This window comes from Streptomyces sp. NPDC018000 (genome assembly GCF_044328025.1).
Lineage (GTDB): Bacteria > Actinomycetota > Actinomycetes > Streptomycetales > Streptomycetaceae > Streptomyces.
Genome location: NZ_JBIRGM010000001.1, coordinates 390313 through 414407, shown reverse-complemented (window position 1 = coordinate 414407; position 24095 = coordinate 390313). Strand labels below are relative to the sequence as shown.

25 protein-coding genes and 1 pseudogene are annotated in these 24095 nt (G+C 69.7%); 19 read left to right on the top strand and 7 right to left on the bottom strand.

From position 1 onward, the window contains the following. Nucleotides 1-28 precede the first annotated feature (28 nt). Together ACH4EW_RS02065 and ACH4EW_RS02060 are read right to left on the bottom strand one after the other, a co-directional pair. Nucleotides 29-1003, bottom strand: coding sequence for a DeoR/GlpR family DNA-binding transcription regulator (locus ACH4EW_RS02065; RefSeq protein WP_398250136.1), 975 nt, complete (start codon nucleotides 1001-1003; stop codon nucleotides 29-31). Between the two features lie 179 nt (nucleotides 1004-1182). Further along, complete coding sequence (locus tag ACH4EW_RS02060) at nucleotides 1183-2622, bottom strand: NAD(P)H-quinone dehydrogenase (protein ID WP_398250134.1); 1440 nt, start codon at nucleotides 2620-2622, stop codon at nucleotides 1183-1185. A gap of 283 nt (nucleotides 2623-2905) precedes the next feature. Between ACH4EW_RS02060 and ACH4EW_RS02055 the strand changes: the two genes are divergently transcribed. The 3 genes from ACH4EW_RS02055 to ACH4EW_RS02045 all read left to right on the top strand — a co-directional run bounded on the left by ACH4EW_RS02055 (nucleotide 2906) and on the right by ACH4EW_RS02045 (nucleotide 6040). Continuing rightward, a complete protein-coding gene (locus tag ACH4EW_RS02055; protein WP_398250132.1) occupies nucleotides 2906-3343 on the top strand; it encodes a gamma-glutamylcyclotransferase in 438 nt (145 codons plus the stop codon). A 101-nt stretch (nucleotides 3344-3444) separates the two neighbouring features. Next, nucleotides 3445-4269 carry a purine-nucleoside phosphorylase gene (locus ACH4EW_RS02050; protein ID WP_398250130.1) on the top strand — a complete coding sequence of 275 codons (825 nt, stop codon included), beginning with the start codon at nucleotides 3445-3447 and terminating at the stop codon, nucleotides 4267-4269. A gap of 130 nt (nucleotides 4270-4399) precedes the next feature. Then, nucleotides 4400-6040: a phospho-sugar mutase gene (locus ACH4EW_RS02045; RefSeq protein WP_398250128.1), complete on the top strand. Its 1641-nt coding sequence runs from the start codon at nucleotides 4400-4402 to the stop codon at nucleotides 6038-6040. Nucleotides 6041-6214: 174 nt separating this feature from the next. On the opposite strand, the gene ACH4EW_RS02040 is transcribed toward ACH4EW_RS02045, so the two are convergent. Continuing rightward, complete coding sequence (locus tag ACH4EW_RS02040) at nucleotides 6215-6796, bottom strand: hypothetical protein (RefSeq protein WP_398250126.1); 582 nt, start codon at nucleotides 6794-6796, stop codon at nucleotides 6215-6217. 21 nt (nucleotides 6797-6817) lie between these two features. On the opposite strand from ACH4EW_RS02040, the gene ACH4EW_RS02035 reads away from it, so the two are divergent. Genes ACH4EW_RS02035 through ACH4EW_RS02025 form a run of 3 tightly spaced genes read left to right on the top strand, consistent with a single transcriptional unit; the run spans nucleotide 6818 to nucleotide 8821 of the window. Then, the gene (locus ACH4EW_RS02035; RefSeq protein ID WP_398250124.1) at nucleotides 6818-7003 is read left to right on the top strand and encodes a hypothetical protein; all 186 of its coding nucleotides are present in this window, start codon (nucleotides 6818-6820) and stop codon (nucleotides 7001-7003) included. A 36-nt stretch (nucleotides 7004-7039) separates the two neighbouring features. Continuing rightward, nucleotides 7040-8170 carry an RNA-guided endonuclease InsQ/TnpB family protein gene (locus ACH4EW_RS02030; RefSeq protein ID WP_398250122.1) on the top strand — a complete coding sequence of 377 codons (1131 nt, stop codon included), beginning with the start codon at nucleotides 7040-7042 and terminating at the stop codon, nucleotides 8168-8170. A gap of 51 nt (nucleotides 8171-8221) precedes the next feature. After that, entirely contained in the window at nucleotides 8222-8821 is a 600-nt protein-coding gene (locus ACH4EW_RS02025; RefSeq protein WP_398250121.1) for a dihydrofolate reductase family protein, read from the top strand. Between the two features lie 114 nt (nucleotides 8822-8935). Here ACH4EW_RS02025 and ACH4EW_RS02020 read toward each other — a convergent pair whose 3' ends face one another. Next, entirely contained in the window at nucleotides 8936-9604 is a 669-nt protein-coding gene (locus tag ACH4EW_RS02020; RefSeq protein ID WP_398250119.1) for a PH domain-containing protein, read from the bottom strand. Nucleotides 9605-9729: 125 nt separating this feature from the next. Between ACH4EW_RS02020 and deoC the strand changes: the two genes are divergently transcribed. The 4 genes from deoC (at nucleotide 9730) to ACH4EW_RS02000 (ending at nucleotide 13890) form a co-directional block, all read left to right on the top strand. Further along, nucleotides 9730-10671 carry a deoxyribose-phosphate aldolase gene (deoC, locus tag ACH4EW_RS02015; protein WP_398250117.1) on the top strand — a complete coding sequence of 314 codons (942 nt, stop codon included), beginning with the start codon at nucleotides 9730-9732 and terminating at the stop codon, nucleotides 10669-10671. Nucleotides 10672-10676: 5 nt separating this feature from the next. Next, complete coding sequence (locus ACH4EW_RS02010) at nucleotides 10677-12113, top strand: aldehyde dehydrogenase family protein (RefSeq protein WP_398250115.1); 1437 nt, start codon at nucleotides 10677-10679, stop codon at nucleotides 12111-12113. Beyond that, entirely contained in the window at nucleotides 12106-13026 is a 921-nt protein-coding gene (locus ACH4EW_RS02005) for an aldehyde dehydrogenase family protein (RefSeq protein ID WP_398250113.1), read from the top strand. Before ACH4EW_RS02010 ends, ACH4EW_RS02005 begins: the two co-directional genes overlap by 8 nt. Before the next feature lie 153 nt (nucleotides 13027-13179). Continuing rightward, nucleotides 13180-13890 carry a uridine kinase gene (locus tag ACH4EW_RS02000; RefSeq protein WP_398250111.1) on the top strand — a complete coding sequence of 237 codons (711 nt, stop codon included), beginning with the start codon at nucleotides 13180-13182 and terminating at the stop codon, nucleotides 13888-13890. Nucleotides 13891-14006: 116 nt separating this feature from the next. Here the strand turns inward: ACH4EW_RS02000 and ACH4EW_RS01995 are convergent, their stop codons facing one another. Next, complete coding sequence (locus tag ACH4EW_RS01995; RefSeq protein WP_398250109.1) at nucleotides 14007-14792, bottom strand: SigE family RNA polymerase sigma factor; 786 nt, start codon at nucleotides 14790-14792, stop codon at nucleotides 14007-14009. 191 nt (nucleotides 14793-14983) lie between these two features. Between ACH4EW_RS01995 and afsQ1 the strand changes: the two genes are divergently transcribed. The 5 genes from afsQ1 to ACH4EW_RS01970 all read left to right on the top strand — a co-directional run bounded on the left by afsQ1 (nucleotide 14984) and on the right by ACH4EW_RS01970 (nucleotide 18791). Then, nucleotides 14984-15661, top strand: coding sequence for a two-component system response regulator AfsQ1 (gene afsQ1, locus ACH4EW_RS01990; RefSeq protein WP_398251230.1), 678 nt, complete (start codon nucleotides 14984-14986; stop codon nucleotides 15659-15661). Beyond that, entirely contained in the window at nucleotides 15658-17196 is a 1539-nt protein-coding gene (locus ACH4EW_RS01985; RefSeq protein WP_398250107.1) for an ATP-binding protein, read from the top strand. The genes afsQ1 and ACH4EW_RS01985 overlap by 4 nt, the downstream gene beginning before the upstream one ends. Beyond that, nucleotides 17196-17810: a hypothetical protein gene (locus ACH4EW_RS01980; protein ID WP_398250105.1), complete on the top strand. Its 615-nt coding sequence runs from the start codon at nucleotides 17196-17198 to the stop codon at nucleotides 17808-17810. Before ACH4EW_RS01985 ends, ACH4EW_RS01980 begins: the two co-directional genes overlap by 1 nt. Before the next feature lie 137 nt (nucleotides 17811-17947). Then, entirely contained in the window at nucleotides 17948-18496 is a 549-nt protein-coding gene (locus tag ACH4EW_RS01975) for a VanZ family protein (protein ID WP_398250103.1), read from the top strand. A gap of 94 nt (nucleotides 18497-18590) precedes the next feature. After that, a complete protein-coding gene (locus ACH4EW_RS01970) occupies nucleotides 18591-18791 on the top strand; it encodes a PspC domain-containing protein (protein ID WP_351207464.1) in 201 nt (66 codons plus the stop codon). A gap of 73 nt (nucleotides 18792-18864) precedes the next feature. Here the strand turns inward: ACH4EW_RS01970 and ACH4EW_RS01965 are convergent, their stop codons facing one another. Further along, entirely contained in the window at nucleotides 18865-19179 is a 315-nt protein-coding gene (locus tag ACH4EW_RS01965; RefSeq protein ID WP_398250101.1) for a hypothetical protein, read from the bottom strand. Between the two features lie 136 nt (nucleotides 19180-19315). Further along, nucleotides 19316-20470 (bottom strand): adenosine deaminase, encoded by a 1155-nt coding sequence (locus ACH4EW_RS01960; RefSeq protein WP_398250099.1) that lies wholly within the window; start codon nucleotides 20468-20470, stop codon nucleotides 19316-19318. A 103-nt stretch (nucleotides 20471-20573) separates the two neighbouring features. On the opposite strand from ACH4EW_RS01960, the gene ACH4EW_RS01955 reads away from it, so the two are divergent. The 4 genes and pseudogenes from ACH4EW_RS01955 (at nucleotide 20574) to ACH4EW_RS01940 (ending at nucleotide 23978) form a co-directional block, all read left to right on the top strand. Then, on the top strand, nucleotides 20574-21335 hold the full coding sequence (locus ACH4EW_RS01955; protein ID WP_398250097.1) for an alpha/beta hydrolase: 762 nt from the start codon (nucleotides 20574-20576) through the stop codon (nucleotides 21333-21335). Nucleotides 21336-22091: 756 nt separating this feature from the next. After that, nucleotides 22092-22781 carry a DUF4232 domain-containing protein gene (locus ACH4EW_RS01950; RefSeq protein WP_398250095.1) on the top strand — a complete coding sequence of 230 codons (690 nt, stop codon included), beginning with the start codon at nucleotides 22092-22094 and terminating at the stop codon, nucleotides 22779-22781. 37 nt (nucleotides 22782-22818) lie between these two features. Next, a pseudogene (locus tag ACH4EW_RS01945) lies at nucleotides 22819-23501 on the top strand (IS5 family transposase); the annotation flags it as partial. Between the two features lie 93 nt (nucleotides 23502-23594). Next, nucleotides 23595-23978 (top strand): DUF6193 family natural product biosynthesis protein, encoded by a 384-nt coding sequence (locus tag ACH4EW_RS01940; protein WP_398251227.1) that lies wholly within the window; start codon nucleotides 23595-23597, stop codon nucleotides 23976-23978. Nucleotides 23979-24095 lie beyond the last annotated feature (117 nt).

The following is a 24095-nucleotide window of genomic DNA, read 5'->3' as shown; positions in this document are numbered from 1 at the left end:
GGCCACGGAGAAAGAACTTCCGCCTTCCCTACCGGCGCCGCAGATCCGCCACCCGCGCCCGGTCCCCCTGCCCCTGATCCGCCAGTGTCGCGGCGCTCCGCAGCGGCTGCGGGCCGGGCCCGCCGGGGCCACCCCCGCGCGTACGGCGCTGCGCGGGCAGTGGCATGTCCCGGCGGGTCTGGCGGCCCGGCGGGAGCGTCTCGGCCGGCGCGGGGCCGCTTCCGGCGCCCGCCACCGCGATCTGCACCCCCTGGTCGGCCAGGGCCTGCAGCTCGGTGGCGGCACGGTCGTCGTGGCCGGGCGGTTCGTCCGTCACCAGACGGGTGATGAGATCCGTCGGCACCGTCTGGAACATGGTGTCGGAGCCGAGCTTGGTGTGGTCCGCCAGGACCACCACCTCCGCCGCGGCCTGCACCAGGGCCCGGTCCACGCTCGCGGAAAGCATGTTGGACGTGGAGAGGCCGCGCTCCGCGGTGAGCCCGCTCCCGGAGAGGAACGCCCGCGAGACCCGCAGCCCCTGGAGGGACTGCTCGGCCCCGCTGCCCACCAGGGCGTAGTTGGAGCCGCGCAGGGTGCCACCGGTCATCACCACTTCCACCCGGTTGGCATGGGCCAACGCCTGGGCGACCAGCAGCGAGTTGGTGACGACGGTCAGACCGGGGATCCGCGCGAGCCGACGGGCCAGCTCCTGCGTGGTCGTACCGGCACCGACGACGATGGCCTCGCCCTCTTCGACGAGACCGGCGGCCAGGTCGGCGATGGCCGTCTTCTCGGCGGTGGCGAGATGGGATTTCTGCGGAAAGCCGGACTCCCGCGTAAAACCGCCCGGCAAAACCGCACCGCCGTGCCGGCGGTCGAGGAGTCCTTCTGCCTCCAGCGCCCGCACGTCCCGCCGTACGGTCACTTCGGAGGTCTGGACGACGCGGGCGAGCTCACGGAGCGATACAGCCCCGTTGGCACGCACCATTTCGAGGATTAACTGACGACGTTCTGCAGCGAACACGGAACTGACAGTAACGTGACCGCCCGGGTGTTTTCAGCGGTTTGCACCGAATAGCAGAAGTTGCACACACAAGGGGCCGTCAAGTGGTATAAGCGGCCCCGTTGTTGTTCCGTACTGATCGCCAGACGGTCACCCGAGTTGCCGGGAGTTGACGGGGATTGACGGATTCCCGCAGGCGCTTACGCCTCGCCGGTGAGCTTACGGGTGTGCAACTGACGGGCCACTTCCGCGATCGACCCCGACAGAGACGGATACACAGTGAACGCGTTTGCGATCTGTTCCACGGTCAGGTTGTTGTCGACCGCGATCGAGATGGGGTGGATCAGCTCGCTCGCCCGCGGCGCCACGACGCAGCCGCCGACCACGATTCCGGTGCCGGGCCGGCAGAAGATCTTGACGAAGCCGTCGCGGATGCCCTGCATCTTGGCGCGCGGGTTGCGCAGCAGCGGCAGCTTGACCACCCGGGCGTCGATCTTGCCGGAGTCGACGTCGGCCTGGCTGTAGCCGACGGTGGCGATCTCGGGGTCGGTGAAGACGTTCGAGGAGACCGTCTTCAGATTCAGCGGGGCCACCGCGTCACCGAGGAAGTGGTACATCGCTATCCGGCCCTGCATGGCGGCGACCGAGGCGAGGGCGAAGATCCCGGTGACGTCACCGGCCGCGTACACGCCGGGGGCGCTGGTGCGGGAGACCTTGTCGGTCCAGATGTGGCCGGACTCCTTGAGCCTGACTCCGGCCTCCTCCAGGCCCATGCCCGCACTGTTCGGGATCGCGCCGACCGCCATGAGGCAGTGCGAACCGGAGATGACCCGGCCGTCGGCGAGGGTGACCTCGACCCGGTCGCCGACGCGCTTCGCCGCCTGGGCGCGGGAGCGGGCCATGACGTTCATGCCGCGGCGCCGGAAGACATCCTCCAGGACGGCGGCCGCGTCCGGGTCCTCACCCGGCAGCACCCGGTCGCGGGACGAGACGAGGGTGACGCGCGAGCCGAGCGCCTGGTAGGCGCCCGCGAACTCGGCGCCCGTCACGCCGGAGCCGACCACGATGAGCTCCTCGGGAAGCTCGTCGAGGTCGTAGACCTGGGTCCAGTTCAGAATGCGCTCGCCGTCGGGGAGCGCATCCGGTATCTCCCTCGGGTGGCCACCGGTCGCTATCAGGACGGCGTCGGCGGTGAGCGTCTCCTCCGTGCCGTCGGCGGCGGTCACGACGACCGTGCGGGAGCCGTCGGCTGCCTGGAGGCCGTCGAGGCGGCCGCGGCCGCGCATCACGCGCGCCCCCGCACGGGTGACGGAGGCGGTGATGTCGTGGGACTGGGCGAGCGCCAGGCGCTTCACTCGTCGGTTGACCTTGCCGAGATCGACGCCGACGACGCGGGCCGCCTGCTCGATGTGCGGCGTGTCGTCGGCGACGATGATGCCCAATTCCTGGTACGAGGAATCGAAGGTGGTCATCACCTCTGCCGTCGCGATCAGAGTCTTCGAGGGCACGCAGTCGGTGAGCACCGACGCGCCGCCGAGGCCGTCGCAGTCGACGACGGTCACCTCCGCGCCGAGCTGGGCTCCCACCAATGCCGCCTCGTACCCGCCGGGTCCGCCGCCGATGATCACGATCCGGGTCACGAAAAGTCCGCCTCGCGTGTGTCATCCCGCGGCCGTCTGCTGCCCCGGCCGGGGGTCCGGGGGTCGCCCCGGGGAATGCAGTACGTACTTCATTGTCCCGCACGCGGCAAGGTGCTTCGCCCCGGGGCCCTCCATAGGTGCGCCGGGGCGTACCCGGCGGGTTCGCAAACGGTGAGAGGGACCCCGTACGAAACCTCGGACGCTGTTGGTATCCGAAACCTCGTAAGGGGGCTTCCTCGCAGGAATCGACGTTCCGCCCGCCACCTCCCGTACCCTCGACCCCATGTCGCTCTACGCCGCGTACGCCGGCAACCTCGACGCGCGGCTGATGACGCGCCGCGCACCGCATTCCCCGCTGCGCGGCACCGGCTGGCTCAACGGCTGGCGGCTGACCTTCGGCGGGGAGCAGATGGGCTGGGAAGGCGCGCTCGCCACGGTGGTGGAGGCCCCCCGTTCCCAGGTCTTCGTGGCGCTGTACGACCTGGCGCCGATGGATGAGGACTCCATGGACCGGTGGGAGGGCGTCGGCCTCGACGTCTACCGGCGGATGCGGGTGCGTGTGCACACCCTGGACGGCGATGAGCCGGCCTGGATGTATGTGCTGAACGGGTACGAGGGCGGGCTGCCGTCCGCCCGCTATCTGGGCGAGATCGCGGACGCCGCCGAGTCCGCGGGCGCGCCGCACGACTATGTGATGGAACTGCGCAAGCGCCCCTGCTGACCGGCGGACCAGCGCTTTTGTGTGAATGCACGAGGAAGCGTGTGGAGACTCTGCGCATGGGCATCTACGCGCGTAGGGAATCACCGGTTACCCTCATCGGCGTGAACGCATCACTTATTCCGGACAACATCCAGGGCGACCCGCACACCGCCGCCGCCGACGCCGCCGCCCGCCTGCGCGAGCTGACCGGTGCCGAGACCCACGACGTCGCGCTCGTGATGGGTTCCGGCTGGGCACCTGCGGGCGATGCGCTCGGCACTCCGGAGGCCGAGTTCCCGGTGACCGACCTGCCCGGCTTCCCGGCGCCCGCCGTGCAGGGGCACGGCGGCACGATCCGCTCGTACCGGATCGGCGAGAAGCGTGCCCTTGTCTTCCTCGGCCGCACGCACTTCTACGAGGGCCGCGGCGTCGCCGCCGTCGCGCACGGGGTCCGTACCGCCGTCGCCGCCGGCTGCAAGACCGTCGTTCTGACGAACGGCTGCGGCGGCCTGCGCGAGGGCATGCGCCCCGGGCAGCCGGTCCTGATCAGCGACCACATCAACCTGACCGCGGCGTCCCCCATCGTCGGCGCCAACTTCGTCGACCTGACCGACCTGTACTCGCCGCGGCTGCGCGCGCTGTGCAAAGAGGTCGACAAGACCCTCGAAGAGGGTGTGTACGTGCAGTTCCCCGGCCCGCACTACGAGACCCCGGCCGAGATCAACATGGTCCGTGTCATGGGCGGCGACCTGGTCGGCATGTCCACCGTGCTGGAGGCGATCGCCGCACGGGAGGCGGGGGCCGAGGTGCTGGGCATTTCGCTGGTCACGAACCTGGCGGCGGGACTGAGCGGGGAGCCGCTCAACCATGAAGAGGTGCTGCAGGCGGGGCGGGATTCCGCTACGCGGATGGGGGCATTGCTGGCGCAGGTGCTCGAGCGGATCTGAGACCGGCCGGCACATGGGGGGGTGGGATCGAGCCCGAGCGGCCCACCCGCTCGCACATGCCTGGCCCCCGGGCCCCCGCCCACACTCCACTCCCCACCCACCGCAGAAAGCCCGCAGAAAGGCGGACACCGTGCAGCAGGAGCTCATCGCGCAGGCCAGGACGTGGCTCGCGGAGGACCCCGACCCCGAGACCCGCGACGAGCTCGCCAAGCTCATCGCAGCCGAGGACCTCGACGAGCTCGCCGCCCGGTTCGCCGGCACGCTGCAGTTCGGCACGGCCGGGCTCCGCGGTGAGCTGGGGGCCGGGCCGATGCGGATGAACCGCACCGTCGTCATCCGCGCCGCCGCCGGGCTCGCCGCGTATCTCACGGCCCAGGGGCAGGCCGGCAAGCTCGTCGTCATCGGGTACGACGCCCGCTACAAGTCCGCCGACTTCGCCCGCGACACCGCGGCCGTGATGACCGGCGCGGGCCTGCGCGCCGCGGTACTCCCCCGCCCGCTCCCCACCCCTGTGCTGGCGTACGCCATAAGGCACCTGGGCGCCGTCGCGGGCGTCGAGGTGACCGCCAGCCACAATCCGCCGCGCGACAACGGCTACAAGGTCTATCTCGGCGACGGCTCGCAGATCGTCCCCCCGGCGGACGACGGGATCGCCGCCGCCATCGCCGCGGTCGGCCCGCTCGACGGCGTGGCCCGCCCCGACGACGGCTGGGAGATCCTCGGCGAGGAGGTCCTGGACGCCTACCTCGCGCGTACGGACGCCGTGCTCGCCACCGGATCGCCGCGTACCGCCCGGACCGTGTACACCGCGATGCACGGCGTCGGCACCTCCGTGCTGACCGCCGCGTTCGCGCGGGCCGGGTTCCCGGAGCCCGTGCTCGTCGCCGAGCAGGCGGAGCCCGACCCGGCGTTCCCCACCGTCGCCTTCCCCAATCCGGAAGAGCCCGGCGCGATGGATCTCGCCTTCGCCACCGCACGCCGTACGGAACCCGACCTCGTCATCGCCAACGACCCGGACGCCGACCGCTGCGCCGTCGCCGTCCCGGACCCCGCCGCCGACGGCGGCTGGCGGATGCTGAGCGGTGACGAGGTCGGCGCGCTGCTCGCCGCCCATCTGGTCGCCCGCGGTGTGAGCGGTGTCTTCGCCGAGTCGATCGTGTCGTCCTCATTGCTCGGCCGGATCGCCGGACAGGCGGGGCTCGGTCACGAGGAGACGCTGACCGGCTTCAAGTGGATCGCCCGCGTGGACGGCCTGCGCTACGGGTACGAGGAGGCGCTCGGTTACTGCGTCGACCCGGACGGCGTACGCGACAAGGACGGCATCACGGCCGCCCTGCTCGTCGCCGAGCTCGCCTCCGTGCTCAAGGAGCAGGGGCGTACGCTCCTCGATCTCCTCGACGACATCGCGGTCGAGCACGGACTGCACGCCACCGGTCAGCTGTCGGTCCGGGTGGACGACCTGTCGGTCATCGCGGACGCCATGCGGCGGTTGCGCGAGCAGCCCCCGACCGCACTCGCCGGCCTTGCCGTCATCTCGGCCGAGGACCTGTCGGAGGGCACCGAACAGCTGCCGCCCACCGACGGACTGCGCTACCGCCTGCGGGGCGCCCGGGTGATCGTCCGCCCGAGCGGCACCGAGCCGAAGCTCAAGTGCTACCTGGAGGTCGTGGTTCCGGTCGGCTCGGCGGACGAGCTGCCGGCGGCCCGAGCGAAGGGTGCGGAGCTGCTCGACGAAATCAAGCGGGACCTGGCTGCGGCGGCCGGGATCTGACCGACCGGTCGTGGGCATCGGCTTCACATGCGCGTCAGGCAGGTGAGGCCGGTGTCCGGGCTGGACTGGAGTGTCAGGCACGTGAGGCCGGTGTCCGGGAGCCGATGACCGGCACCGCCCGGCGACTGTTCGAGCAACAGCGGCATGACACTCAGTGACTCCCTGGCGGTTCCGCTATCCGGCCGCGGCCGGACGCCTCGCGGCCCAGTAACGGTGGACAGCCCAGCCGGCACCGAGCACAGCGGCCGTCCAGACCATGACCTCGGCGAGAACCATTGTCGGGGTCACGGTGAGGTGCGGTCGGGGCGGCAGCACTACCATCTGCACGGCAGCACCCACCGGAACCGTCAACGCCGCGAGCAGGCCGGTCACTCCAGGTTGCCTGATGGCTGCACCCACCGCACCCAGGATCAGCCCGAGCGGCAGACCGGCCGCCCACCACCTGACCATATCCGTTTCGGCCCCCGCGACGAAGGCGTCCGTCACGTAGTACGCCCCCGTGGCCGCGAACAGCGCCAGGGCCCCGACCAGCGCGCCTCGGACCCGTTCCCCGGCCAGCCAGCCCACCGCCACCGCCAGCGCTGCCCAAGCCCAGCCTGCGTCCAACAGCAGGCTCAGCACTTTGGCGGCACTGGCCCAGACAGTGCCCGTGAGCGGCTCACCCAGCTCCGCATACGGCGACGAAAGCGCGTTGACGAGCGAGGTCGCCGCCCCGAAGCCCACCCCAGCCGCAAGGCCCACCAGCATGATCTTCATACCGGGAGGTTACCCAGCGCGTTGCGACGCCCTTCGGTGCAGCAGACCGCGCGGCGCCGCGCGGTGCTGCGGGCCGACCCCCATGAGTTCCGGAGCGTTTTCCTGCAGCTGATGCTGATCCCCTCCGCGAACAATGTCGCCCGCCTCCTGGCCCGCTGGGACTCCGGCAGCCAGGCGGCCTTCGCCAGGAAGATGCAGCGCAATTAAGATCAAGCGAACTCAACCGAAGGGGGGGTGGGCTGGGTGATCTGTGCGTACAAGTTCCTCATGCGGCCCACCGTGGGCCAGCAGGTCGCGCTCGGAGAGATGCTGCGTGATCACTGCTCGCTCTACAACGGCGCGTTGCAGGAACGCCGTGACGCCTACAGGCACATTTCGAAGACGAGCGTCAAGTACGGGCAGCAGTCAGCGCAGCTCAAGGACATCCGGGCCTTCGACCCTGAGCGTCAGGGCCGCTGGTCCTTCTCCTCCCAGCAGGCGACGCTTCGTCGTCTCGACAAGGCGTTCGCCGCGTTCTTCCGGAGGGCCAAGGCCGGCGAGACGCCGGGCTATCCGCGCTTCCGTGGGGTCAACTGGTTCGACACGGTGGACTTTCCCAAGGACGGCGACGGATGCCGCTGGGATGCGACCCCGTACGACCCCGTCACCCGCGTCCGCTTCCAAGGTGTCGGGAACGTCAAGGTCAACCAGCACCGGCCCGTGGTCGGCAAGGTCAAGACCGTCTCCGTCAAGCGCGAGGGCAAGCGCTGGTACGTCATCCTGACCGTCGAGCAGGCGCAGCCCGAGCCGCTGCCGGCAACCGGGTCCGTGACCGGCATCGACATGGGCATCGCGTCATTCCTCACCACGTCCAACGGCGAGCACGTCCCCAGCCCGCGCCACAGCCGGAAGGCCGCCGCGAAGCTGAAGGCTGCGCAACAGGCACTTGCCCGGTTCCCCCGCGTCCGCCGGGACAAGCGCACAAAGAATCACCGCCGGGCGGTCGAGAGGGTCGCCACGCTGCATCGCAAGGTCCGACGCCAGCGGCTCGACCACGCACACAAGACAGCGCTTGACCTCGTACGCGAACACAACTTCATCGCGCATGAGGACCTCAAGATCCGCAACATGAGCAACGCTCCCGCCCCCAAGCCGGACCCCGAGCAGCCAGGCAGCTTCCTGCCCAACGGGGCCGCCGCGAAGGCCGGGCTGAACCGTTCGATCTCAGATGCCGGATGGGGGGTGTTCCTGACGATCCTCACCGCCAAGGCTGAAAGCGCCGGACGGGAAGTGATCGCCGTGGACCCCCGCAACACCTCTCGGCGGTGCCTCTACGGGCCGGGCTGGTCCGTCGCGAAGCCGCACCGGTATAGCGAGAAGCCCCCTCATCCATGAGGGGGAGGAGTCACTGCCGTACACCCGGAGTGAGAAAGAGGAGCGAGTCCCATGCGCATCGTGATCAGTGAGTTCATGAGCTTGGACGGCGTCGTACAGGCGCCGGGCGGACCCGACGAGGACATCGACGGCGGCTTTGTCCACGGTGGCTGGTCGCACGCGTTCTTCGACCCGGAGGTGGTGGGCGGCGCCCTCGACGATGCGCTGTCCAAGGCCGAGGCGCTGCTGTTCGGGCGCCGCACATGGCAGACGATGGCCGCGGCGTGGCCCGAGCGGGCCGGAAACGACCCGTTCGCCGACCGGATGAATGCCATCCCGAAGTACGTCGTGTCCGACACCCTGGGCGACTTTGAGCTGTCCTGGGACAACACCACGCGCATCCCCGGCGGCAAGGCCATGGCCCGCATCCGGGAGATGCGCGCGTCCGAGGGCGGCGATCTGCTGGTCATGGGGAGCCCCACGCTCGTACGTGCTCTGCTCGGCGAGGGCCTGGTCGACGAGCTCCGGCTCGTGATCATGCCGGTGCTCCTCGGCGGCGGTAAGTCGATCTTCCCCGACGACGGCGCGCTGCGCGCGCTCGAGCTGGTCTCGACAGTCACCAGCGGCACGGGGGTCAACGTATGCACCTACCGGCCGGTCGCCGAGGGGTAGGCGGGGGGCGGCGCCGGGGCTTCCCCTCGGACGTCCGCGGCCGCGGGCCGGTACTCCCGGCCCGCCTCAGAGACTGTCGGGTGACCTCTGATCGGGCGGTCGCCCGACAGCCTCTCAGCCGGTCGCGGACAGCACCGCCAGCAGCACCGCACCCACCACGGCCGGTGCGATCACCTCGTACGCCCAGCGCACGGAGACCGAAGATGCCGAGGACGCCGAAGTCGCCGAAGATTCGGCGGACTTCCCCGCCCCCGCCTTCGCCCGCTCCGCCAACTCCCGCAGGTCCGCCATGGTCTGGTCGGCCGTCGCCATCCGGGCCTTGGCGTCACGGACGTCCGCATGCACGGAAGTGCGGTCGTACGGGTCGTCCAGCGAACGCCGGGACTGCTGCCGGGCCGCCTTCTTCCGCTGCCGCAGCGACACCGGTACCGCCCACAGCTGGTACTTGGCGCCGCCCTCGGTGAACAGCTCGCTCGAATACCCGGCCCGCAGATCCGCGACCGCCGTCCACGGCATGGTGATCGTCCGGAACGGGTTACGGATCTCGATGCGCTGCTCATTGGCGAGGACGACGGGCCGCAGCGTGAACGCGATGACGATCGGCACCACGGTCAGCAGCCCGGCCAGCGCCAGCCACGGAACCCGGCCCTCGCCCCGGAACACGGCGTCCCCGCCGATCCAGCAGGTGAGGAGAAGCAGCAGGACACCCCCGGCGATCCCGGCGGGCGACCGGAAGGTCCGGTCGGCGTAGGTCGGCTCGGCGGGCGGTGTGGGGCTCGTCATGGGCCCGATTCTGCCTGACGTGTGCAAGGGGGCGAAGGGGTGGCGGCCCCGGTACTGTGCGACGCACGGACGGACAGGCCCCCTGTACAGGTCGCTACGCGCGTAGATATGCTCGTCTGGTGACCATGCCCACCACCACATTCTCCGACGCGACCGCGTCCGACGGTGCGCTGCGCCGCTTCCTGCACGGGCTGCCCGGCGTCGACGCCGTCGGCCTCGAAGCGCGCGCCGCATCCCTCGGAACCCGTTCGATCAAGACGACGGCCAAGGCGTACGCCATCGACCTGGCCATCTCGATGATCGACCTGACGACGCTGGAAGGCGCGGACACCCCGGGCAAGGTCCGGGCTCTCGCCGCGAAGGCCGTCAATCCCGACCCGACCGACCGCACGACCCCGCGCACCGCGGCGGTCTGCGTCTACCCCGACATGGCGGCGACCGCCGTCGCCGCGCTGGCCGGTTCCGGCGTGAAGGTGGCATCCGTCGCGACGGCCTTCCCCGCCGGCCGCGCCGCGCTCGACGTCAAGCTCGCGGATGTCCGCGACGCCGTGGCCGCCGGGGCCGATGAGATCGACATGGTGATCGACCGGGGCGCCTTCCTCTCCGGCCGGTACCTCAAGGTGTACGAGGAGATCCTCGCCGTGAAGGCGGAGTGCGGCTCCGCCCGGCTGAAGGTGATCTTCGAGACCGGCGAGCTGTCCACGTACGACAACATCCGCCGCGCCTCCTGGCTCGGCATGCTGGCGGGCGCCGACTTCATCAAGACGTCGACCGGCAAGGTCGCCACCAACGCCACACCCGCGAACACCCTGCTGATGCTGGAGGCCGTGCGCGACTTCCGGGCGCAGACCGGCGTACAGATCGGTGTGAAGCCGGCCGGCGGCATCCGTACGTCCAAGGACGCGATCAAGTTCCTGGTGCTGGTGAACGAGACCGCGGGCGAGGACTGGCTGGACAACCACTGGTTCCGCTTCGGTGCCTCCAGCCTGCTGAACGATCTGCTGATGCAGCGTCAGAAGCTCAGCACCGGCCGTTACTCCGGCCCCGATTACGTGACGGTGGACTGATCCCCATGGCATCTGCATTCGATTACGCCCCCGCCCCCGAGTCGCGCTCAGTCGTCGACATCGCACCCTCGTACGGCCTGTTCATCGACGGTGAGTTCACCGACGCGGCCGACGGCAAGGTCTTCAAGACGGTCTCTCCGAGCAGTGAAGAGGCGCTCTCCGAGGTCGCGCAGGCCGGCGCCGCGGACGTCGACCGGGCCGTGAAGGCGGCTCGCAAGGCGTTCGAGAAGTGGTCGGCGCTGCCGGGCTCCGAGCGCGCCAAGTACCTGTTCCGGATCGCCCGGATCATTCAGGAGCGCAGCCGCGAGCTCGCCGTTCTCGAAACCCTCGACAACGGCAAGCCGATCAAGGAGACACGCGACGCGGATCTCCCCCTGGTCGCGGCGCACTTCTTCTACTACGCGGGCTGGGCCGACAAGCTGGACCACGCCGGCTACGGCGCGAACCCGCGCCCCCTCGGCGTCGCGGGCCAGATCATCCCGTGGAACTTCCCGCTGCTGATGCTGGCCTGGAAGATCGCCCCGGCGCTCGCCACCGGCAACACGGTGGTCCTCAAGCCCGCCGAGACGACCCCGCTCTCCGCACTCTTCTTCGCGGACATCTGCCGCCAGGCGGGCCTGCCGAAGGGTGTCGTGAACATCCTGACCGGGTACGGGGACGCGGGCGCCGCCCTCGTCGAGCACCGGGACGTCGACAAGGTCGCCTTCACCGGCTCGACCGCGGTCGGCAAGGCCATCGCCCGCCAGGTCGCCGGTACGGACAAGAAGGTCACCCTGGAACTGGGCGGCAAGGGAGCCAACATCGTCTTCGACGACGCCCCGATCGACCAGGCCGTCGAGGGCATCGTCACCGGCATCTTCTTCAACCAGGGCCAGGTCTGCTGCGCGGGCTCGCGCCTGCTCGTACAGGAGTCGATCCAGGACGAGCTGCTGGACGCCCTGAAGCGCCGGCTGTCCACGCTCCGGCTCGGCGACCCGCTGGACAAGAACACCGACATCGGCGCGATCAACTCCGCGGAGCAGCTCGCCCGGATCACCGCGCTCGTCGAGACGGGCGAGGCGGAGGGCGCCGAACGCTGGTCCGCCCCCTGCGAACTCCCCTCCTCCGGCTACTGGTTCGCCCCGACGCTGTTCACGAACGTCACCCAGGCGCACACCATCGCCCGCGACGAGATCTTCGGCCCGGTGCTGTCGGTGCTGTCGTTCCGTACGCCCGACGAGGCCGTAGCCAAGGCCAACAACAGCCAGTACGGCCTCTCGGCAGGCATCTGGACGGAGAAGGGCTCCCGCATCCTCGCGGTGGCGAACAAGCTCCGGGCGGGCGTCGTCTGGGCCAACACGTTCAACAAGTTCGACCCGACCTCGCCGTTCGGCGGCTACAAGGAGTCGGGCTTCGGCCGCGAAGGCGGCCGTCACGGTCTGGAGGCCTACCTCGATGTCTGACAGCCGACTGACCGTCTTCAAGACCTACAAGCTGTACGTCGGGGGCAAGTTCCCCCGCTCCGAGAGCGGCCGGGTGTACGAGGTGACGGCAAAGACATCAGCCGCTGACGCGGCGGGCAAGGGCAAGTGGCTGGCGAACGCCCCCCAGTCCTCCCGCAAGGACGCGCGTGACGCGGTCGTGGCCGCCCGCAAGGCGTTCGGCGGCTGGTCGGGCGCGACAGCGTACAACCGCGGCCAGATCCTCTACCGCATCGCGGAGATGCTGGAGGGCCGCAAGAACCAGTTCGTACGGGAAGTGGCGGACGCCGAGGGCCTGTCGAAGTCGAAGGCGGCGGCCGTCGTGGACGCCGCGATCGACCGCTGGGTCTGGTACGCGGGCTGGACCGACAAGATCGGCCAGGTCGTGGGCGGGGCCAACCCGGTCGCGGGCCCCTTCTTCAACCTGTCCACGCCCGAACCGACCGGTGTGGTCGCGGTCCTGGCACCCCAGGAGTCGTCGTTCCTGGGCCTGGTCTCGGTGATCGCCCCGGTCATCGCGACCGGCAACACGGCGGTCGTCATCGCGTCCGCCGACGCCCCGCTGCCGGCGCTGTCCCTGGGCGAGGTGCTGGCCACCTCCGACCTGCCGGGCGGCGTGGTGAACATCCTGTCCGGGAGGACGGCGGAGATCGCGGCACCGCTCGCGTCCCACCAGGACGTGAATGCCATCGACCTCACGGGCGCGGACGCCGCTCTGGCGAAGGAGCTGGAGATCGCGGCGGCGGACAACCTGAAGCGGGTTCTCCGCGGCGACGGCGACGGCGCGTTCGACTGGTCGGCCGATCCCGGCACCCACCGCCTGACCGCCTTCCTGGAGACGAAGACGGTCTGGCACCCGACGGGCGCGCTGGGCGCCTCGGGGTCCTCGTACTGACCCATGTGAGGACGTACTGACCGCGTGACGACGGCTCGCCCCTCCGGAATCCCCGGAGGGGCGGGCCGTGTCCGCGTCAGCCGTGCACCGCTCCTGCCACGCACATCGAGCCGATCGAGTAATCAACCGGGTGCACAGAGTAGTTGAGGTGTGATGCTCGATACCACCACGGCCTCCGGGGGATCCCCTGTGCGGGTCGATGCCGCACACTCGTGTCCTGTGAATTCCCAACCGATCCCGACCCGCGTCGTGTTGCTCGCGGGACCTTCCGGCTCCGGCAAGTCCTCCCTCGCCGCCCGCACAGACCTGCCGGTGCTGCGCCTGGACGACTTCTACAAGGAGGGCGACGACCCCACCCTGCCGCTCGTCCCCGGCAGCACGGACATCGACTGGGACTCCGCGCAGTCCTGGGACGCCGATGCGGCGGTCGCCGCGATCGTGGAACTGTGCCGCACGGGGCGTACGGACGTCCCGGTGTACGACATCGCCACGAGCTCCCGGGTCGACCGGGAGGCCTTCCACATCGAGCGCACACCGCTGTTCGTGGCCGAGGGAATCTTCGCGGCGGACATAGTCGAACGGTGCCAGGAACTGGGCGTGCTGGCCGACGCGCTGTGCCTGCGCGGCCGTCCGACGACGACGTTCCGCCGTCGGCTGCTACGGGATCTCCGGGAGGGACGGAAGACGGTGCCGTTCCTGCTGCGGCGAGGGTGGAGGCTGATGCGGGCCGAACGACGCATCGTGGCCCGGCAGACGGCACTGGGCGCGTATCCGTGCGGCAAGGAGGAGGCACTGGGACGGCTGGCCGCGGCGGCGGCCGGGCGATACCGACGGGCGCCGGTGGGAGCGCCGGTCCCGGAGTAGGGGAATGCTGCGGGGCCGGACCGGACCCCCCGGCCCGTCCGACCCCGCAGCACCCCCCGTGCACCGCCGCCTCCCCCGAAGCAGCGGCCCTGCTCTCCCCCGTACCCCCCGTTCCCTCAGGCCACCAGCTCGCCGAAGGACTCCTCCTGGTCACGGCCGAAGCTGAGGACCTCGTCCTCGCGCAGCCGGCGGAGCGACCGCCAGATGCTGGACTTCACCGTGCCGACACTGATGTCGAGGATGGCCGCGATCTCCGGGTCGGTGCGGCCCTCGTAGTAGCGCAGGACCAGCATCGTGCGCTGGAGTTCTGGCAGCCGCGCCAGCGCCTGCCAGAGCACGGCGCGCAGTTCCGTGCCGCGCATCGCGTCCGTGTCGCCCGCCGTCTCCGGCAGCTCCTCGGTCGGGTACTCGTTGAGCTTGCGCCTGCGCCAGGCGCTGATGTGCAGATTGGTCATGGTGCGGCGCAGATAGCCACCGACCGCCGCCTTGTCGCTGATCCGGTCCCACGCCCGGTACGTCGAGAAGAGGGCGCTCTGCAGCAGATCCTCGGCCTCGAACCGGTCTCCGGTCAGGTGGTAGGCGGTTGCGTACAAGGAGGCGCGGCGCTCCCGGACGTAGGCCGTGAACGCCGTTTCGGCGTCGTCGGCCTGCGCCGGGGACTTCCGCTCCCCCATGGCCTCCCCGTACGCAACTCCCCCGTTGCTTCCCCCGCCGTTCCCCCCGTTGCTTCCCCCGTTGGCCCCCCCGAGCGCGTCAACCACCGTCATGTACGACGTGTGCTGACGCCCGGCGCCACGAACGCACCCCCGCACGATCGCGGCCCCGGACCTCTCGGTGCTCCGGCCGACATCGTGGAGACGCGTGGCAACCGCGCTAGCGGTGGTGCTGTGAGTTGCGTTCATCTCGCGCCCCCCATCGGTGGAGTCCGTCCGTTCCTTGTGCCAATGAGCTTGCCGGGGCAGTTTCATCGCACTGTCCCCCGACTGTCACAGCCCTGTCACAGGGCCTGTCGTCGGCGCGTCGCCGGTGTGCCGGATGTATGAGTCGCGCCAACTGTCGAACCGGGGCTCCACCATGGGCCAGAATGACCAGCGTGCCTTTCCTGTTGCTGATCGAGGACGACGACGCCATCCGCACGGCCCTCGAACTCTCGCTGTCACGCCAGGGCCACCGTGTGGCCACCGCGGCGACGGGAGAGGACGGCCTGAAACTGCTGCGTGAGCAGCGGCCGGATCTGATCGTGCTGGATGTGATGCTGCCCGGCATCGACGGTTTCGAGGTGTGCCGGCGCATCCGGCGCACCGACCAGCTGCCGATCATTCTGCTGACCGCGCGCAGCGACGACATCGACGTCGTGGTCGGACTTGAGTCCGGTGCCGACGACTATGTAGTGAAGCCCGTGCAGGGCCGGGTGCTCGACGCCCGTATCCGGGCGGTGCTGCGCCGCGGTGAGCGCGAGTCCACCGACTCCGCGTCCTTCGGGAACGTGGTGATCGACCGCTCCGCGATGACCGTGACCAAGAACGGCGATGATCTGCAGCTCACACCGACCGAGTTGCGGCTCCTGCTGGAGCTGAGCCGCCGGCCGGGCCAGGCCCTGTCGCGGCAGCAGCTGCTGCGACTGGTCTGGGAACACGACTACCTCGGTGACTCCCGGCTCGTGGACGCCTGTGTACAGCGGCTGCGCGCCAAGGTGGAGGACGTACCGTCCTCGCCGACCCTGATCCGCACCGTTCGAGGTGTGGGCTACCGGCTGGACTCGCCTCAGTGAGCGATACCGCCGAACGGAGCCTGCTCCACGGGCTTCGCTGGACCAGTCTGCGACTGCGTCTCGTCGTCGTGTTCGCGCTGGTGGCGCTGACCGCCGCGGTGTCCGCCTCGGGGATCGCGTACTGGCTGAACCGCGAGGCCGTACTGACACGTACCCAGGACGCCGCGCTCGGGGACTTCCGCCAGGAGATGCAGAACCGGGCCGCCTCGCTGCCACCGCGTCCCACCAAGGACGATCTGCAGAACGCCGCCGTGCAGATGGCGAGCAGCTCGCCGGGCTACAGCGTGCTGCTGGTCGACGAGCGCGACACCGGCAAGCCGATCGTCGGCAACTCCGATCTGGACATCTTCACGCTCGACAACGTGCCGCTGTCGCTGCAGAAGGCGGTCAACAAGAAGCAGCGGGTGGAGGCGGGCAACAAGTACGAGTACCACCTGTTCTGGCAGCGGGTCAGCATCCGCGGTACGCCGTATCTGGTGGGCGGCACGAAGATCATCGGCGGTGGCCCGACCGGCTACATGCTGAAGTCGCTCGAGCAGGAGCGGCAGGATCTGAACTCCCTCGCCTGGTCGCTGGGGATCGCCACCGGGCTCGCCCTGATCGGCTCGGCACTGCTCGCGCAGGCCGCCGCGACGACCGTGCTGCGGCCCGTGCAGCGGCTCGGTGACGCCGCGCGCAAGCTCGGCGAGGGCAAGCTCGACACCCGTCTCGCGGTGTCCGGAACCGATGAACTCGCCGACCTCTCCCGTACGTTCAACAGGACCGCGAGTTCACTGGAGAAGAAGGTCGCGGACATGAGCGCGCGGGAAGAGGCGAGCCGGCGGTTCGTCGCCGACATGTCCCACGAACTGCGCACCCCGCTCACCGCGTTGACCGCCGTCACCGAGGTGCTGGAGGACGAGGCGGACAGCCTGGACCCGATGATCGCGCCCGCGGTGCATCTCGTGGTGAGCGAGACCCGGCGCCTCAACAACCTGGTCGAGAACCTGATGGAGGTCACCCGCTTCGACGCGGGTACGGCCCGGCTCGTCCTCGACACGGTCGATGTCGCCGACCAGGTCACCGCCTGCATCGACGCCCGTGCCTGGCTGGACGCGGTGGATCTGGACGCCGAGCGCGGCATGATGGTCCGCCTCGACCCGCGCCGGCTCGATGTGATCCTGGCGAATCTGATCGGCAACGCGCTCAAGCACGGCGGTTCGCCGGTACGGGTCGCGGTGAGGACCGAGGGCGACGAACTCGTCATCGGGGTCCGCGACCACGGCCCCGGCATCCCCGAGGACGTCCTTCCGCATGTCTTCGACCGGTTCTACAAGGCCAGCGCCTCCCGCCCGCGCTCCGAGGGCAGTGGTCTCGGTCTGTCGATCGCCATGGAGAACGCACACATCCACGGCGGTGACATCGCGGCCACGAACTCACCGGACGGCGACGGCGCGGTGTTCGTACTGCGGCTGCCGCGCGACGCCGAGCCGCTCACCCGTTCCGCCGGAGATCGCGACGCGGAGGTCCAGAACGAGAAGGGCGACGCGACGTGATGAGCAGCAACCTCCGGGCACACCGTTCGGCCGTGGCGCTGGCCGGTGCCGTGATCACGGCCTTGCTGACCGCGGGCTGCGGGATCAGGACCACCACCGTGCCGGTGGACGCCGGGGCCGCACCGTCCCAGGTGCCGTGCTCGATGTCCGCGGAGAACGTCGCCACCCAGGCCCTCCAGGGCATCCCCGTACAGATCTATCTGGTCTGCTCCTCGCAGCTGGTCACGGTGGACCGTACGGTGCAGGTCGGCGACACGAAGTCGGACCCGGTCCGGATCGCGCAGGCGCTCCTGGACGAGCTGGAGCAGGAGCCGGACGTCGATGAGCGGCAGGCCGGGTTCTCCACGACCGTCCCGGCGAACCTGCGGATCAGCGCGGCCCGCAGCGGCGACCCGCAGGGCACGCTGCGGCTCAGCGAGCAGCCGGAGGACCTGCCGTCCGAGGCTCTGGCACAGATCGTGTGTACGTACGCGGAGAGCGAGGCGCTCGCTTCGCACGGCACGGTGATACTGGGCGGGCCGGGGAACTACGCGCCGCGTGGATATCTGTGCACCTCGGAGACGAAGGCCAGGCCGCAGGCGACGCAGACACTGGGGGCGGGGACGGGGGCCTGAACGGGGGCCGGGGCGTCCGGCTGCCGGTCCTTCTGCCTCAAGCGCCGGACGGGCCGGGTTCTTCTGTCCTCAAGCGCCGATCCGGGTCCGTCGGGCCGAGCGGAACCGATCCTGCCGCTCGACGCGTCTTGGGGGGCGTGCGTCAAGGTTCGGGCAGTCAAGCTGTCATCCACTTCCGCGCGACCGGTGTCGCCCTCCTCCTCGCGCATCTGCTGCTTGTCGGCTGGCTGACGCTGCGTCCACTCAATGTGCCGTGGGTGACCGCCTCGAATCTTCAACCGTTCGCCGGCATCAGAGCGGACCTGTCCCTCGGTCCGGTCGAGGCCGCTCGCCGGATCGGTGAGGGGCTGCTGCTGCTCGCCCCGCTCGGCGTGCTGCTGCCGATGGCCGGAGGCCGGCTGTTCGTCTCCCCATGGGCCTCACTGGCCCGTACCGTCGCGGCGGGGTCGCTGATCTCGCTGGCCATCGAACTGGCGCAGACCGGGGTGCCGGGGCAGGTCGTCGACGTCGACTCGCTGCTGCTGAACACCACCGGTGTGGCACTCGCCCATCTGCTGGTCGTACCGATGTGCCGGGCGCGGCTGCGCCGCAGGAAGCAGCAGCAGATCCGGGTGGCGCCCCGCCCCAAGGACGAGGCGGCTCAGGGGCCGACCCCGACGATTCCCAGGGTCGGTATCGCACCGTAGAGCGACGCTCACCCCCCGTTCGCCGGGCGACCATGGATCCATCGGGAGCACAACGGAGCTGCTCCCTGAGCAACGGTTCGCGAAGGAGCCCACCATGGCAGCACTTGCCCGCCCTCGTGACGGACGCATGATCGGCGGAGTGTGCGCAGCGCTGGCAAGGCGCTTCGGCACCTCCGCGGGAACCATGCGCATCATCTTCCTGGTCTCCTGTCTGCTGCCGGGGCCGCAGTTCCTGCTCTACCTGGCGCTGTGGGTGCTGTTCCCGTCCGAGAAGACGTCGTCCGTCGCCTGGTGACCCGCGTACGCAAACACGCCTGTGGGGCGGACACCCGGTTCGGGTGTCCGCCCCACAGGCGTGTGTACGGGGATCAGCCGCCGAGCGGGAGGCTGTTGGACGACAGACCGTTGGTGCTCAGGCTGCCTGCGGGCAGCCCGCCGATCAGGCCCTTGACCGGGGCGGTGGTGTTGCCGGCAAGCTCCTGCCGGTCGGTGCCGACGAGCTTGGTGGCCGTGTCCTGGACCGGCACGGACCGGGTCGCGGTCCCCAGCGCCGAGTCGGCGACCGGCAGGGGAGCGGCCGCGGCATTGGCCGGCAGCACGGAGGCGGATGCGGTCCCCGCGGCGGCGGCGAAAGCGGCACCGAGAGCGGCGACGCCGAGAATCCTGACAGCAGACTGCTTCATGGGAAATTCATCCTTGGGGAGGGGGATGTGAGCGACTCTGAAACGTAGTCAGCCCACTGCCCGTCCCGCAAACATGCCGACACACGGAAAACGGCCGGGATTTCCCTGCCCCGGCCGCTGTCCGCAGAAATGCGAATCAACCCGCGGAAGCGGAAGGCACGCTGGTCGCGGCCGTCTGCTCGAAGAGCCACTCGGACTTCAGCTCGGCATATCCGGGCTTGATCACGTCATTGATCATGGCCAGACGTTCATCAAAAGGAATGAAGGCCGACTTCATCGCATTGACGGTAAACCATTGCATGTCGTCGAGCGTGTATCCGAAAGTCTCGGCCAGCTTCTCGAATTCGCGGCTCATGCTCGTACCGCTCATCAGCCGGTTGTCCGTATTTACGGTGGCCCGGAAATGCAGCTTCCGCAGCAGCCCGATGGGGTGCTCGGCGTACGAGGCGGCGGCGCCCGTCTGGAGGTTGGAGGTCGGGCACAGCTCCAGCGGGATGCGCTTGTCCCGCACGTAGGAGGCGAGGCGGCCGAGCTTCACACCGCCGTCCTCGGCGACCTCGATGTCGTCGATGATGCGGACGCCGTGGCCGAGCCGGTCGGCGCCGCACCACTGGAGGGCCTGCCAGATCGACGGCAGGCCGAAGGCCTCGCCCGCGTGGATGGTGAAGTGGTTGTTCTCGCGCTTGAGGTACTCGAAGGCGTCGAGGTGCCGGGTTGGCGGGAAGCCCGCCTCCGCGCCCGCGATGTCGAAGCCGGCGACGCCCTGGTCGCGGTAGCGGTTGGCAAGCTCGGCGATCTCCAGGGAGCGCGCGGCGTGCCGCATCGCGGTGAGGAGGGCGCCCACACGGATGCGGTTGCCGTCCAGGCGGGCCCTCCGTTCGCCCTCACGGAAGCCCTCGTTGACCGCCTCGACGACCTCTTCGAGGGTCAGTCCGGCTTCCAGGTGCTGCTCGGGGGCGTACCGCACCTCGGCGTACACCACACCGTCCGCGGCCAGGTCCTCGGCGCATTCGGCGGCCACCCGGACCAGTGCGTCGCGGGTCTGCATGACGGCGCAGGTGTGGGCGAACGTCTCCAGGTAACGCTCCAGCGATCCGGAGTCGGCCGCCTCGCGGAACCAGACGCCGAGCTTGTCGGGCTCGGTCTCGGGAAGTCCGTCGTATCCGCTCGCGAGGGCGAGGTCGACGATCGTTCCCGGGCGCAGGCCGCCGTCGAGATGGTCATGGAGAAGAACCTTGGGGGCGCGCCGGATCTGATCCTGGGCGGGCACTTGGAGGGTCGGGCTCATCATCTGGGCACTCTAGCCCCTACGCGCGTAGATTGTCCCTTGCCGATGCATAACAGTGACCGCGAATACGGGTGGAGTACACCTGCCTTTCTGACACTGTTCTGTCATGGCACAGCGCGCACTCCCCCTGCCTGCTGCGAGGCTGGGACGGGCCGTCGGAACGGCCGGAACACCAACTGCGGTCAGCGGCGTGGTTCTGCTGCTCCCGGACGGCGAGGCCGACTCGCACCGCCGTCCCTCCCCTCTCTCGTACGCCCTCCAGCTGCCGCTGGCCCGCACCCTGGCCCGCGCGGGCCAGGAGGACGGGCTCGCCGTGCATGTCGTGCGCTACCGCTGCCGCGGCTGGAACGCGACCGACGCGCAGCTCGCGGCGGACGCCCGATGGGCGGTGGACGAGGTCGTACGACGCTACGGCGACGTCCCCGTCTGCCTGGCCGGCCACGGCATGGGCGGCCGGGCCGCACTCCGGGCGGGCGGCCACGATGCAGTCAACTCCGTTCTGGCGATGGCCCCTTGGCTGCCCGACAGCGCGACGGACGAGCCGGAACCGGTAAAACATCTACTCGGCCGCCAGGTCCTGCTCGTCCACGGCACGAACGACGCCCGCACCGACCCCGAACTCTCCTTCCGCCTCGCCGAACGCGCCAAGAAGACCAACCGCGACACCTGCCGTTTCGAGGTCCACTCCGACGGCCACAGCCTGCGTCAGCACCGGGCCGAAGTAGTGGCCCTGGCAACGGACTTCGTCCGCGGCTCACTCTTCGGCCGGGCATACGCGCGCCCGGTCGCCGACGCCCTGGCGGCACCGCCGCCGCTGGGGTTGCGGATGCCTCTGGCCGCGGGGTTCGGAAAGTCGTTGCGAGGGTGAGGGCGTTGGGCGGGGGCGCAGAGAATGTAGGCACTGGACGCGCGGGCGCAAGAAGCGGTGCCCCGGCGTATCGGCATCCCCGTCTGCCCGCAGTCCGCAAGTAGTTCAACTACAGAGCCGCGCCAGCCCCAGTGGACGACCGGCTTGAGAGTTTTGGCATGTTCGTCGCGGGCGACCATCTTCTGATACATCAGCAGAAGCACGTGGGACACTACGTCAGTTTTGCCGGGATCGGTGAAAGCTAGGGAAAACCACGTCATCCCGCGATAAAGTCCCGGGTAACTTACTCTGCTCCCCGCACGTGCGGGGATGTTCCCAGCGAACAGGGCTTCACCTTCCGGACCCACGACTGCTCCCCGCACGTGCGGGGATGGCCCCTGCGGGGTCGAAACGATGCTCGCCTCCAGGAGGTCTGCTCCCGCCCACGCGGGCTGATCCCAGCATTATCTCGTGCAGCCCCACTACCTGGACCTGGTCCCCGCAACCGCTCAGCTCGCCCGCTTCAGCAAGGCGCCGAGTGTCCAAGATTCGGGGGCAAGGCCCGCGACTGTCGAGGGAGGACGCGTCGGTGCCGGAGACGGTGGCCGCGGGGGTTCGCCGAGGTGGAGCGGGCGGCGCGGGTATTGGCAACGATCTCGGGCGGAGTTCGTGCGGACTTGGTGAGACCGTGCCTTCGGATGCAACCAGTGTGTCTTGAAGGATCATCCTTCTTCTCAGTTCGCTCTTAGATTTTTTGATGGGGGAAGAAGGAAGTTCATGCGCACTCGTGCCCGTACCCGCATAGCCGCTGCCGGCGCACTCGTTGCACTGTCCGCGCTCGCGCTCACCGGCTGCAACAGCGACGACGAGGCTGACGCCGCCGCCGGTTCGTCGGCCTCGACCGCGGCTTCGCCCGAGGCGTCGTCCGGAAGCAGCTCGAACGGTGGCAGCAGCTCGAACGGTGGCAGCAGCTCGAACGGTGGCAGCAGCTCGAACGGTGGCAGCAGCTCGTCCGGTGGCGGCGTCACCGCGGCCTGCACCACCCAGAACACCTCGGCACAGTTCCGCCAGAGCGCGAACCACGCCAGCGAGTCGCAGGCGGCCGCCGGTTCGCTCAGGATCACCAACTCCTCCGGCGCCGCCTGCACCATCGTCGGTCCCACGGTCGTGACCGTCACCGATGAGGCGAAGGGCAGCGGGCCGGTCTCCGCGGACAACTCCGAGGAAGGCTCGGATGCGGTCGACATCCCGGCGGGCGGCACGGCGACGGCCGACGTGATGTACAACGACGTGAACACCGAGGGCACCGCGCGCCTCTCCTGCAGGACGGAATCATCCACGGTCAAGGTCGCGCTGCCGAAGGACGCGGGCACCACGGTGAACGTGATGAAGGCGGACGGCTCGCCGGGCGGTGTCTTCAGCCTCTGCGCCGACTCCTTCAAGCTCGGCGCCTTCTCGGTCGGCTAGGCAGTTTCGTTTGGATCAGTTGGTCGCTGGTCCGGGTGTGCCGTTGGCTGATGCGCAGTGGGCGCGAATCGAGCCGTTGCTCCCGGACCGCACGCCGAAGCGGGGTGGCCGCTGGCGTGATCACCGGGAGGTGATCGACGCGATCGCCTTCAAGTTCCAGACCGGTACCCAGTGGGTGCACCTGTCGGAGAAGTACGGCAACTGGCGGGGCGTCTACAACCGGCTGCGGATGTGGGCCGTCGACGGCACATGGGAGCGGGTGTTCACCGCCCTGGTGGCCCAGGCCGACGCGGACGAAGACGTCAGCTGGGCCGTGTCCGTGGACTCCACCATCGTGCGCGCTCACCAGCACGCTGCCGGAGCCCGCAAAAAGGGGCCCCGGCCGGTGAGCCGGACGATCACGCCATCGGACGGTCCCGCGGCGGACTGACCACGAAGATCCACCTCGCGGCAGACGGCCGGTGCAGGCCGCTGGTGTTCGTCCTCACCGCCGGACAGGCCGGCGACGCACCCGCCTTCACGGACGTCATGGCCCGCCTGCGTGTTCCCCTCCCTTCTGGACGGCCCCGCACCAGACCGGACCTGGTCCTGGCCGACAAGGCGTACTCCTCCCGCGCGACCCGCAACCACCTGCGCAGACGCGGCATCCGCACGGTGATTCCGGAACGGGCCGACCAGCAGGCCAACCGGCGGCAGCGCGGACAGGCGGGCGGCAGACCGCTGGAACACCCCGGAAACTATCGTGGACGCCTTCCAGACCGCAGTCCGGAACGGGCAGCCGTTCAGCACCGCTCCCGGGAAGCCGAGGAAGGGATGAACCAACAAATGACGGCCAACGAGGCCCATACGCAAGCTGCGGAAATCGTCGCGGAGAAATGGAAGGCTATCCTCGACTTCGAGGACGACTTGATCAATCCTGCCATGCCCCGGGCAGCGTATGCGGACCCTCGCCTTCGAGAACTATTCCCACTGGTCAGCCACGGCGCCCTGTACCTCAGCCGATGCACCCGCTTCCCATGGGACCAGGACGTGGGCACCCTGTTTCCACGCGCCGGTGGCGGATTTATGGTGATCCGTCAGTCCGACGGCACCATCCTCGGGGAGCCCGAAACGGTGGAGGAGGCGGTGGCCCTGATTGTCGCCAACCTTCCCGAGGGGTGCGGACCCGCTATCGACGGAACGGCGGACGACCTGTGACCGTGGATGTGCGCCGCGCAATGGTGGCCTCGGATACGGTTCGCACACACGCTCTGCCGCAGCTGAGACCGTGCCGCTCGTGGTGAGTCGCCCGTAGCAGCGGAGGACGGCAGCCGG